At 44.8% G+C, this 11,366-nt stretch carries 8 protein-coding genes and 1 rRNA gene; 3 read left to right on the top strand and 6 right to left on the bottom strand.

Features of this window, described 5'->3' with window-relative positions:
* Positions 1 to 81 (top strand): 5S ribosomal RNA (rrf, locus tag H8S84_RS18480); the annotation flags it as partial.
* A gap of 286 nt (positions 82 to 367) precedes the next feature.
* On the opposite strand, the gene aspA is transcribed toward rrf, so the two are convergent.
* From aspA to H8S84_RS18450, 6 genes are all read right to left on the bottom strand, one after another.
* Entirely contained in the window at positions 368 to 1,777 is a 1,410-nt protein-coding gene (gene aspA, locus H8S84_RS18475; protein ID WP_187068868.1) for an aspartate ammonia-lyase, read from the bottom strand.
* Positions 1,778 to 1,815: 38 nt separating this feature from the next.
* Positions 1,816 to 2,997, bottom strand: coding sequence for a ribonuclease D (locus tag H8S84_RS18470; RefSeq protein ID WP_187068867.1), 1,182 nt, complete (start codon positions 2,995 to 2,997; stop codon positions 1,816 to 1,818).
* Between the two features lie 134 nt (positions 2,998 to 3,131).
* The gene (locus H8S84_RS18465) at positions 3,132 to 3,359 is read right to left on the bottom strand and encodes a hypothetical protein (protein WP_187068866.1); all 228 of its coding nucleotides are present in this window, start codon (positions 3,357 to 3,359) and stop codon (positions 3,132 to 3,134) included.
* A 328-nt stretch (positions 3,360 to 3,687) separates the two neighbouring features.
* Positions 3,688 to 5,442: a M28 family metallopeptidase gene (locus tag H8S84_RS18460; RefSeq protein ID WP_187068865.1), complete on the bottom strand. Its 1,755-nt coding sequence runs from the start codon at positions 5,440 to 5,442 to the stop codon at positions 3,688 to 3,690.
* Between the two features lie 77 nt (positions 5,443 to 5,519).
* Positions 5,520 to 5,999, bottom strand: a complete 480-nt coding sequence (locus H8S84_RS18455; RefSeq protein ID WP_230407254.1) for a very short patch repair endonuclease — start codon at positions 5,997 to 5,999, stop codon at positions 5,520 to 5,522.
* A gap of 64 nt (positions 6,000 to 6,063) precedes the next feature.
* Positions 6,064 to 6,372: a WYL domain-containing protein gene (locus tag H8S84_RS18450; RefSeq protein WP_187068864.1), complete on the bottom strand. Its 309-nt coding sequence runs from the start codon at positions 6,370 to 6,372 to the stop codon at positions 6,064 to 6,066.
* A gap of 521 nt (positions 6,373 to 6,893) precedes the next feature.
* On the opposite strand from H8S84_RS18450, the gene H8S84_RS18445 reads away from it, so the two are divergent.
* Together H8S84_RS18445 and odhB are read left to right on the top strand one after the other, a co-directional pair.
* Complete coding sequence (locus H8S84_RS18445; RefSeq protein WP_187068863.1) at positions 6,894 to 9,650, top strand: 2-oxoglutarate dehydrogenase E1 component; 2,757 nt, start codon at positions 6,894 to 6,896, stop codon at positions 9,648 to 9,650.
* A 107-nt stretch (positions 9,651 to 9,757) separates the two neighbouring features.
* On the top strand, positions 9,758 to 11,347 hold the full coding sequence (odhB, locus tag H8S84_RS18440) for a 2-oxoglutarate dehydrogenase complex dihydrolipoyllysine-residue succinyltransferase (protein WP_187068862.1): 1,590 nt from the start codon (positions 9,758 to 9,760) through the stop codon (positions 11,345 to 11,347).
* Positions 11,348 to 11,366 lie beyond the last annotated feature (19 nt).

Raw genomic sequence — 11,366 nt, 5'->3', positions numbered from 1 at the left:
TCCCATCCCGAACAGAGAAGTTAAGCCCGGACGCGCCGATGGTACTGGGGTCACACCCGGGAGAGTAGGTGGCCGCCAACCCCAACAGGAGGGGCAGCAGGAGAAATCCCGCTGCCCCTTTTCCGTTTACCCCACCCCCTGGTGCTAGCACGCGTTCATACCTGGAGCTCCTAGGACTAGGCACGCCTTGTATTCCAGCTTATTAGTTAACGAAGTGGAAGATTATGCAAAGTTTTAGATTTTGTTGCATGACTGCTTTCCCTGTTTCTATTCATTAAGTAATAGACCTTCTTAAAGAAAGAGTATCATAATGTATAATAAAAAAGGCCCCTATATTTAGAGGCCTTTTTTATTAAGCAAGTATAAATCAGGTGTTGATAAACTTTGGATGAATTAGGTTTTCTATAGAGAATATTTCCTCCCACTTCTCTTGGGTTATTAACTTGCGCTCTAGTACGGTTATGTCATGAATGGATTTTCCTGTTTGCAAAGCCTCTTTTGCAATAGAAGCTGAAGCTTCATAACCAATGATAGGGTTTAAAGAAGTCACAATGCCAATGCTGTTCATCACCATATATTTACAAATCTCTTCATTTGCAGTGATGCCATCAATACATTTTTCTTTTAAGGTATAGCAGGCGTTCTCCAAATAAGTTAAAGAGCTAAACAAACTAAAGGCAATAACAGGCTCCATTACATTTAATTGTAATTGCCCAGCCTCAGCTGCCATGGTTATCGTAACGTCAGAGCCGATTACATAATATGCTGTTTGATTAACTACCTCAGGAATAACCGGATTAACCTTACCAGGCATAATAGAAGAACCAGGTTGCATGCGCGGAAGGTTTATCTCATTTATACCAGCTCTTGGACCTGATGAAAGAAGTCGCAAATCATTACAGATTTTTGATATCTTAATGGCGCTGCGCTTTAGTACACCAGAGATCTGAACGTAAGCTCCTGTATCGCAAGTCGCTTCAATAAGATCTTCAGCCAGAACTACAGGTATACCGGTTATATCTTTGATGTGATTAGTCACAATCTGAGGATAGCCCTCTGGAGCGTTGATGGAAGTGCCTATGGCAGTAGCCCCCATATTAATCTCGCAGATCAGCATCTTTGCCTCATTTAGTCGCTGGATGTCTTCCTTGATAGTTGTGGAAAAGCCATGAAACTCTGCCCCTAATGTCATTGGTACAGCATCCTGAAGTTGAGTGCGTCCCATTTTGAGAACGTCTTTAAACTCCTCACCTTTTTGCCCAAAAGACTGCTGTAGTGCCTCAAGGCTCGCTATGAAGTTATCGATCTTACGATACAAGGCAAGCCTGAAAGCAGTAGGATAGGCATCGTTTGTTGACTGAGAGAAGTTTACATGATCATTAGGGCTAACAATTTTATAAGTTCCTTTCGGATGACCCAAGATCTCCAGTGCAACATTGGCAATTACTTCATTAACATTCATGTTAACTGAAGTGCCTGCGCCGCCTTGTATCATATCTGTCACAAACTGATCAAGAAATTCTCCCGCTATCAACCTATCGCAGGCTTTGCAGATTGCTTCGGCAACTTGTGGAGAAATTACGCCACAGTCTCTGTTTGCCATGGCTGCTGCTTTTTTAACATAGCCGAAAGCCTGGATAAAGAGGGGTTCCTTAGATATTGGAATACCTGTTATATTGAAATTATCAAGCGCCCTCGAGGTCTGGATACCATAGTATACTTCGTTTGGGATTTCTTTCTCTCCAAGAAAATCGTGTTCCCTTCTAAATTCGCTCATTATATGTTTGTTGTTCTTTAATAGGGTCTAAGCTTTTGCTATTTGTTTATTGCTCTTAAAGAAGGAGCAGGCAGTTTAACACCTATTTCTGCTGCCGTTTCCAGCATGATATCTGTAGCATATTTTTTTAAGCAGATAAGTTTGCCACTTTGGCTGTACTCATTAATAACGCTTTGCGTGATGATAAGCCTAGAGGCATATTCGCCATACTTAGCTATTATTGCTTTCTGTACTTTAGTTAACTCTTCTTTTCGTGCTTCAGTCTCAGGTGTGCGCTGCGGTCTAATCCATCTGTTTTCAGGATAGTCCTGGCTGATGTTATGCGCCTTAGCTTCCTCAATTGTATGTTTTAGAGCCTGCTTTAACAGCTGTTCATTTTTAGGCTTCTTCAATCCGCCATGTATACCCTTTGTATGGTTTAGCCATTCGTGCACATCTGTTTTATAGTCCTGAGCCAGGTCTACCAAAGCTTCGTTGTTTATTACATAAGATGCAGGCTTGTTAAAAGTCCTTGCCATACTTTCTCTGAATGCAAATAAACCTTTAAGTATGTACTGCTGAAAAAAGTTTAAGCGAAACGCATTGCGAAGCTTTAAGTGAGGGTTTTCTGGTTCGGAGTAGGTAAGCGACTCCAGTAGTTGGTTCTCTTCCTGTAGCCAATGATACCGGCCTTGCTCCTTTACTTCATTTACCAGCTTGTCTTTGATCTTATGTAGATATATAACATCAATAGCCGCATAAGTAAGCTGTGCCTCTGTCAATGGCCTGTTGTTCCAATTGCTCGACTGCTGTGACTTGTCAATCTCTTTATTGAACTCCTCTTTAAGCACCATAGCAAGCGAAGACCGCTCATAGTTTAAAACTTTTGCTGCTACGTCAGTATCAAGTACAGCGCGGATATTGCACCCAAGTTTGTCTAGCAAGAGTATATCGTTGTTGGCGTGATGGATGATCTTAGTGATGTTCTCGTTCTGGAGCAGTGTATAAACAGGCTGTAAGTCTTTTAAAGGAAAGGGATCTATAATATAACAGATGCCGTTGCCACTAGTTAACTGAATCAGACATAAATTAAAGCCATATGTGTAGCGATGCTGATCAAACTCCAGGTCAAGAGCCAGTTCGGTGCTTTTACTTAAATCCTCAACAGCCTGCGCCAGCAGTTCATCTGTGTCTATTAGCCTAATGGTAATGCCATCGTGTACAAGTGATGTATTTTGCATTCCTAAAGTTAAAAAGGTTTATACATTTCCATATATCATTTGTTCTAATCTTTTGCCTTTATTTGGCGGTTTTGTACAATAAAAAAAGTCCCTGCTTTTAAGGCAGGGACTTTTTGTTAAAAGGTTATACTTTACTATTGTACCGGAGGCTGCTCTTCCTCAATCTCATCGGCTACACCATCCTCAACAGTAGTGTCCTGTAAGATCACAGTGTCCTCCTCATTTTCTGTTTCCAAATCAGTTTCCAGTTCGTCTGTAGTTTCTACGCTTTCTGATTCGGTTGTTGTATTTTCATCGCCGTTACAAGCTGTAAATGCTACTAGAGCAAAAGCTGCAAATGCTAATTTCCAAGTCTTTTTCATAACTAGTAATCTGTTTGTTTTTGTACTTATTTATACGAAACGATGAAAAAGGTAACCTGCGTAATATGTTAAAGTAACTGATTTTAAAGTAAATGGATGCTAATAACGCGTAAAGGGCACAAATTACAGGATGAAGGGTTTTGTTGTTGATGTTAAGCTATCAAGAAATTAATATAATAATTTTAAGGTGATGAGGGCGGTGCTGGCAAGTATACCTATACTTTGAATTATTATTCTACATTCCCTCTAACAACAGACAGCTGTAGCGCCAGACCTGCAAGTATAAATAGAGCAGGCCCCTGATCATACCAAGAGCCTGCTCCGTATGCTACTGATACTTTGCTGTCACGCTGTCAGCCGGACCAGAGAGCATGGCTTCTCGTTTGGCTTTAAACTCTGTGCCTTGTTTCCACTCAGGAATTTTTTTGGTGTTAGCAACAGTATACCCTACCCGCAGGAACAGTCTCAAATCCTCTGCAGCTCCCTCCAGGTTCCAGTCATCGCTTACTTCATCAGTAAGCTTATGGTAGTCCTCAGCGGTATACTTATTCTGCCATTTTTTAACATAGTCGGCAGGTTGGTTACGGGCAAGAACGCCAGACTTGGCATACAGAGCGGGTACACCTTGTTTGGCAAACTCAAAATGATCTGAGCGGTAGAATGAGCCTTTCTCCGGCGAGGCCTCAGGAACAATTCTACGGTTTTGGGCTTGTGCAGCTTTTGCCAGCACGTCCTCCAGTGTAGAGTTGCCATAGCCAATTACCACAACGTCCTCGGTTGGGCCATAGGCATTCAGCACATCCATGTTAATGTTAGCCACCGTTTTCTCTAGCGGGTACAGCGGGTTGCTGGCATAATACTTAGAGCCAAGAAGGCCTTTTTCTTCGGCAGTTACAGCCAGGAATAGAATCGATCTTTTAGGCTTCGTCTTTACTTTTGTGAAGGCCTCTGCAATTTCTATCAGGCCAGCCGTGCCGCTTGCATTATCCAGGGCACCATTATAAACCTGGTCGCCTTGCAGGCTTGGGTCTTTGCCCAGGTGGTCCCAGTGTGCGGAGTACACTACATATTCGTTTTTAAGCGCAGGATCCGCGCCTTCCAGTTTAGCAATTACGTTTCTGGACTTCACCTCGCGCAGCTTGTTTTTGATGTTGAAAGTAGCGGTTGCATTCAGTGGAATAGGTTTGAAATCCTTCTTAACAGCTGCCTCTTTCATTTGCTCTAAACTACGGCCTGTGGCAGAGAAGATCTCTCGGGCTTTTGCTTCTGTTATCCATGCTTCTACTTTTGCACGGTCCATGTTTTTGTTAGGAGTTATAATCTCAAACCCTTCGCGGCTGTGGCTGCCAGATAAAACCTCGTAAGGATAGCCGGCAGGTTCTGTTTCGTGGATGATGATGACAGCGGCAGCTCCTTTCTCGGCGGCTATCTCATACTTGTAGGTCCAGCGGCCATAATAGGTCATGGCTTTTCCGCCAAACATGGTGCTATCTAATTTGCTGGCATCCGTTGCCTTGGTAATAGGTGGATCGTTAACCAACATAACAATGGTTTTCCCCTTCACGTCCACGCCTTTGTAATCATCCCATCCATACTCAGGAGCTACAATTCCATAGCCAACAAACACCATCTCCGAATTAGTCACATCAACATTCGGCACGTACTGGCGCGTAACAGCAACGTAGTCTGTCGGGAAATTCAGTTTAACACTTTTTCCGCCGGCTTTTATGGTTGCTGTAGGCTGGGGCGTATAGCCAAACATAGGTACTTCCTGCACATAAGTTCCGTTTGGGTTGCCAGGCTGCAGGCCTAACTTCTTAAACTGGCGTGTGAGGTAGTTTACAGTAGAGTCTTCTCCTGTGGTGGCCGGGCTTCTGCCCTCAAATGCATCCGAGGCCAAAACGGTAGTATGTTTTAGTATATCGTCAGCGTTTATACTTTGCAAAGCAGGTTGCAGATTAGCGCTGTCAGCGGCCAAGGTATTTGTCTCATTTTCCTCTGTTTCCTCCACCTGACGAGCGTTTTCACTACAGCCTGCTGCCAGTATACCTAGCAGAGCCAGTAAAGAGATGTGTTTTCTCATAGTATAGTTCTTTGTTTACATGAATATAAAGATTTTATAATTTATATCGGCTTTCCGGAGAGTTGCTGCGCTTAACTTTAGGCGGCAACTTCCCAGCTGGCAGGAATACCCCGGTGTAACTCTCTGATAAGAGAAACACAACCGGCTATACTTTGGCTGAGCTGGCATTCCCAGATGACAATACGCTGCCATCCTGCTTCCCGATACAGCTGTTTATACTTTGCATCTCTGCGAATGTTTTTCTCGAACTTATCTTGCCAGAAGCTGACATTTGATTTGGGTGCTACAGGCCTACAGTAAGGGCATTGGTGCCAGAAACAGCCATGCACGAAAATGGCAAGTTTGCGCGAGGGATAGCAAATATCAGGTTTACCGGGAGCCTTTGACCAATGTACTCGATAACCGCGAAGACCTACGTGCCACAAAGCCCGGCGCAGCGTCAATTCAGGCTTTGTATCTTTGGACTTGTTGCCGCGCATGTAACGGCTTATTTTTTCCTGAGCAGTTAATGGAGATTTGGTGGCTGTTGCCTTATACTTTCTTTTCTTCCGGTTCAAAATGCAATCACTTAATTAGCGAATACATAACACGGAAATACCCGGTAAAGGTCCCGGGAAAAGCTTAGATACGGTAATAAATGCGGGTCATGGAGCCCTCGTAGGGGTCGTAGCCTGGGCGTTGTTTTGTAAACCGTTGCTCCAGCGTTTTTAGGGAGGTAATGTCGTTTAGCAAAAAGGTCTGCCAATTACCATTCGAAAGATCTTGCTTCATAGGGCCAGCTACTACCCAGGCAAGCAGGCAGTCCTGCTTCTCATAGTTGCGGCCAAGCAAATGAGGCTCAACAGTATAGTCGATGCCTTTATATTCGAACTGCACCAGCAGCCTTGCTCCGATTGTTTTCGATAACTCTTCCAGCAGATAGCTATACATTACTATTATTCATTTCGTGTAAAATAGTATCTGACAACTCCCCTTTTGCCACCACCTTGTACTTTGGTGCTTAATTCTTTGTCATTTAAAAGTATAAGATACACAGCTTATACAATAGGAATCAATAATGAGCAAGGTAACATCAGTGTTAGTAAGAAGTGCAGGTGCCTCTTGAATCTATTTGGCTTTTTATGAGCTTCTGCTGCGCTTTTATTTTGTATTAAAATATCCAAAGGTAACATGTGCATAAGCTGGTTAATAATAACACTACTTCAATAGTTAACTTCCAATTGGTATTGATCAAGATTATGCAGGATCTGAGATAGAGCTAGTTGCAGCAAATTTTGAATTTTATTTCTGTTACAACAGGCATGTTAAGTGTTTGTAACCGAACAAGAATAGCCTCAGTATGGTGAGTATGCTTATGTTTGATAATGAGGCATATTTGCTCATGCGAATACATATAATTTGATTTCTGAATAATACTTATAACTTTGCCTTTATACAAAGCAGTAATTCCTATGGATAAATATACTTACATCGCTAATGCGCACGGCGATTACATTGATGGGCTATACAAATCCTATCAGCAAGATCCGGAGTCGGTTGATGCTGGATGGCGCAAGTTTTTTGAGGGTTTTGAGTTTGCAACGACTTACGGCGAAAATGGCCATGATGCTCCTGAAGGCATTGTCACTGCTCCTGCCAAAGGTGCTACTGAGGCTAGTGAGTCGGAGAAAGAGGTTGCGGTTCGTAATCTTATCCATGCTTACCGTACACGTGGCCACTTGCGTTCTACTACTAACCCGGTACGTGCTCGCAAAGACCGTAAAGCCCGTCTTGATCTAGCTGACTTTGGCTTATCAGAAGCAGACCTGGATACAGTATTTCAGGTGGGTGAGATTATTGGTATTGGTCCAGCTACTCTGCGTGAGATTGAGACAGCGCTGAAGAAAATCTATGAAGGCTCTATTGGCTTTGAGTACATGTACATCCGTGACCCAGAGGTGCTGGAGTGGTTTAAGGAGAAGGTAGAAAAGGAGTCGTTAAACTTTAATCCGTCTATTGATTTCAAAAAACGAATTCTGTCTAAGCTGAACGAGGCGGTGGTATTTGAGAACTTCTTGCACACAAAGTTTTTGGGCCAAAAGCGTTTTTCACTGGAAGGTGGCGAAACAACTATACCTGCTCTTGATGCTATCATCGACAGGGGTTCTGAACTGGGTGTGGAAGAAGTTGTGATTGGTATGGCGCACCGCGGCCGCCTTAACGTGCTGGCCAACATTATGGGCAAAACCTATGAGCAGATTTTCTCTGAGTTCGAAGGTACTGCCGTTCCGGACCTGACTATGGGTGACGGCGATGTGAAATACCATATGGGTTACTCATCTGAAGTAACAACTCCGTCTGGTAACAAAGTGAATCTTAAGCTAGCTCCAAACCCATCGCACCTAGAGGCAGTGGACCCAGTTGTGGAAGGCTTTGTGCGTGCGAAGATCGACACACTATATAATAAAGACGCAGATAAAATACTGCCTATACTTATACATGGTGATGCTGCCGTAGCTGGGCAAGGCATTGTGTACGAAGTTACACAGATGGCGAACCTAGATGGTTACAATACAGGTGGTACTATTCACTTTGTGATTAACAATCAGGTTGGCTTTACCACAGATTTTGAGGATGCACGTTCGTCTATCTACTGTACTGATGTAGCCAAGATTTTGGATGCGCCGGTGCTCCACGTAAACGGTGATGATCCGGAGGCAGTGGTATTTGCCATGCGTTTTGCTATGGAGTACCGTCAGAAGGTAAATAATGACATCTTCATTGACATGGTGTGCTACCGCCGCCATGGCCACAACGAGTCAGATGAGCCGAAGTTTACGCAGCCACAGCTTTATAACCTGATCTCTAAGCACGCTAACCCACGCGAAGTATACAACAAGCAGTTGATTTCTCGCGGTGAAGTAGATGCTAAACTAGCGCAGAGTATGGATAAAGAATTCCGGCAGATGTTACAAGACCGTTTAGACATGGTTAAACAGAAGCCGTTGCCATACAACTACCAATCTATGGAGTTGGAGTGGCAGTCGTTGCGTCGTTCTAAGCCAGAGGATTTTAACCAATCACCGGAAACTGGTGTATCTGCCGAGGTAGTAGAGACAGTAGGAAAAGCGTTGACTTCCCTGCCTCAAGGATTTAAGCCGCTGAAGCAGATCGAAAAACTGATCAAAGAGCGTAAAGAAATGTTCTTTGAAACAAAGCAGCTGAACTGGGCAGCCGGTGAATTGTTGGCTTACGGCTCAGTGTTGCTGGATGGGCATATTGTTCGTTTCTCAGGTCAGGATGTGCAGCGTGGTACGTTTTCGCATCGCCACGCGGTATTGCACGATGCGGTAACAAGCGCACCGTACAACAACCTGAACCACATGGCCGAGAAGCAGGGCTCTTTCGAGATCTACAACTCGCTTCTTTCAGAGTATGGTGTTTTAGGCTTTGAGTTTGGTTATGCCATGGCTAACCCGAATGCACTGGTTGTTTGGGAAGCACAGTTCGGTGACTTCGCCAACGGTGCCCAGGTAATGATTGACCAGTTTATCTCCTCCACAGAGTCTAAGTGGCAGCGCATGAATGGTCTGGTGATGCTGTTGCCACACGGCTATGAAGGTCAAGGACCGGAGCACTCAAATGCTCGTCCGGAGCGCTTCCTGCAATTGTCGGCTGAGAATAACATGTTTGTAACATACATTACAACGCCTGCTAACTTCTTCCACTTTATGCGTCGTCAGCTGGCACTGCCATTCCGCAAACCTGCTGTAAACATGTCGCCTAAGTCGTTGCTGCGTCACCCAATGGTAGTTTCTCCTGTGGAGGACTTCACGTCAGGCAGCTTTAGAGAAGTGATCGGTGATACATACGCTACAGCCAAGTCAGTGAAGAAAGTATTGCTGTGCTCTGGCAAAGTATACTTCGACCTGTTGGAAGAGCAGCAGAAGAACAAGCGCAAAGATGTAGCTATTATCCGTATGGAGCAGCTGGCGCCGTTCCCGAAAGTACAGCTGGAGGCAGAATTGAAGAAGTATAAGAACGCTAAAATTTACTGGGTACAGGAAGAGCCTGAGAACATGGGCGCCTGGACGTATATCCTGCGCATCATGCGTAGCCAGGTAGAAGATGTAGTGGCACGTAAAGCCAGCGCATCGCCTGCCACAGGTTATATGAAGGTGCACGTTAAAGAGCAGCAGGACCTGGTAGACAGAGCGTTTTCTATATAATTAAGAATTATGAATGATGAATTATGAGTGGTTGCTCCCAACTGTTTTTGTTCATCATTCAGATTCATTCGTAATTCATAATTTGTAATTCATAATTGACATAAAATATGAGCTTAGAAGTTAAAGTGCCTGCCGTAGGTGAGTCGATCACTGAGGTAACCATAGCCCAGTGGCTTAAGAAAGACGGCGACCGTGTGGAAATGGATGAGGTGATTGCTGAGCTAGAATCTGATAAAGCCACATTCGAATTGCCAGCCGAAGCCGCAGGCATTTTACGCATTGTAGCACAGGAAGGCGACACAGTAGATGTTGGCGCTGTTATCTGCAAAATTGATCAGGACGGTGCTGCTGCATCTGCTCCATCGGCTCCTGCTGCTGAGCAAGCTGCTGCTCCGGCTGCACAAGAGTCTGCTCCTGCTGCTGCCCCGGCTGCTGCAAGTGGTGCTGGTGAGGCCGTTGAGATGAAAGTGCCTACTGTAGGTGAGTCTATCTCGGAAGTTACTATTGCCAGCTGGTTGAAAAGCGATGGCGACCAGGTGGAAATGGATGAAGTTATTGCTGAATTAGAGTCTGATAAAGCAACATTTGAGTTACCAGCCGAGGCTGCAGGTACACTAGAAATAGTAGCAAAAGAAGGTGACACGGTAGAGATTGGTGGTTTGCTTTGTCGCATTGTACCTGGTGCTGGTGCTGCTAAGGCTAATGCACAGGCAACAGCTAAACAAGATGAAGCAGATAAAAAAGTATCTGCACAGCCAGCCGCTGCTGCTCTGTCTGGTGCCCAAACGTATGCCTCTGGCACGCCGTCTCCGGCTGCTGGTAAAATATTGGCAGAAAGAGGAATCAATGCTGCTGATGTACAAGGTACTGGTCGTGATGGCCGCATTACCAAAGAAGATGCACAGAACGCACAGGCAAAACCTGCTGCACAGCCAGCTGCCGCTGCTCCTAAGCAGGAAGCTACTGCGTCTGCTGAGGCTCCTGCCGCTACCGGCGACAGAAACCAGCGCCGTGAGAAAATGAGCTCGCTGCGTAAAACAGTTGCCCGCCGCCTGGTGCAGGTGAAAAATGAAACGGCTATGCTTACTACTTTTAACGAGGTAGACATGAAGCCGATCATGGACATCCGCGCCAAGTATAAGGACAAGTTTAAGGAAGTGCATGAAGTAGGTTTAGGCTTTATGTCGTTCTTCACAAAGGCTTGTACTGTTGCCCTTAAAGAGTGGCCTGCAGTAAACGCGCAGATTGATGGCAACGAGATGGTCTTCAGTGATTTTGTAGATATCTCTATTGCAGTTTCTTCTCCAAAAGGTCTGGTAGTACCGGTTATCCGTAACGCAGAGCAGTTGTCATTGGATGGCATTGAGAAAGAAGTTGTTCGTTTAGCGAAGAAGGCCCGTGATGGAAAACTTTCAATCGAGGAAATGACAGGCGGTACCTTCACCATCACCAACGGTGGTATCTTCGGTTCTATGATGTCTACGCCTATTATCAATGCGCCACAGTCGGCGATACTTGGTATGCACAACATCGTGCAGCGTCCTGTAGCCATCAACGGACAAGTAGAGATTCGCCCAATGATGTACCTGGCCCTGTCTTACGACCATAGAATTATTGACGGCCGTGAGTCTGTGAGCTTCCTGGTACGCGTGAAGGAGCTTCTTGAGGATCCGATGAGATTACTGTTAGGAGTATAATATATTGAGATTGAAGAGG

The organism is Pontibacter cellulosilyticus, assembly GCF_014306105.1.
Classification (GTDB): Bacteria; Bacteroidota; Bacteroidia; order Cytophagales; family Hymenobacteraceae; genus Pontibacter; species Pontibacter cellulosilyticus.
Note: the sequence above shows the minus strand (reverse complement) of the source record. Positions and strands in the feature narration are given on the sequence as shown.